The organism is Bowmanella yangjiangensis (assembly GCF_017255015.1).
GTDB lineage: Bacteria > Pseudomonadota > Gammaproteobacteria > Enterobacterales > Alteromonadaceae > Bowmanella > Bowmanella yangjiangensis.
On the sequence record NZ_JAFKCS010000600.1, the window covers coordinates 1 to 444 of the forward strand.

The following is a 444-nucleotide window of genomic DNA, read 5'->3' on the forward strand; positions in this document are numbered from 1 at the left end:
GACGCTCACCGGCCAGGTTCAGCGCCACCCGCTGGCCGGCGACGGCACGTTCGGCCCGGCGGTTCTGTGCATGCAGGCCGCGTACACGCACGCGACGCCCGGAGGGGCTGAGCAGCAACTCGTCGGCCAGCGCCACCTGCCCGGCGAAGGCCGTGCCGGTGACCACCACACCGGCACCGTCGACACTGAAAGCGCGGTCGATCGGCAGACGGAAATAGCCCTGCGCGCTGCGCGCCGCCTGCGCGGCCGCGAACGCCAGCAGGTGCTGGCGCAGGCTCTCGATGCCTTGCCCACTGAGGCTGTCCACCGCCAGCAGCTCGGCGCCGGCCAGCGGGCCGGGGGCGAGCAAGTCGCGCACCTGCTCGCTCACCTGTTGCACGCGCACGGCATCCACCCGGTCGGCCTTGCTCAACACCACCAGCGCCTGGCGAATGCCCAGCAGCT

Annotated in this window: 1 pseudogene; it reads right to left on the reverse strand. The window is 72.7% G+C overall.

Annotated elements, in window-relative coordinates:
- Nucleotides 1-444, reverse strand: a pseudogene (locus J0A65_RS25860) (selenocysteine-specific translation elongation factor); the annotation flags it as partial.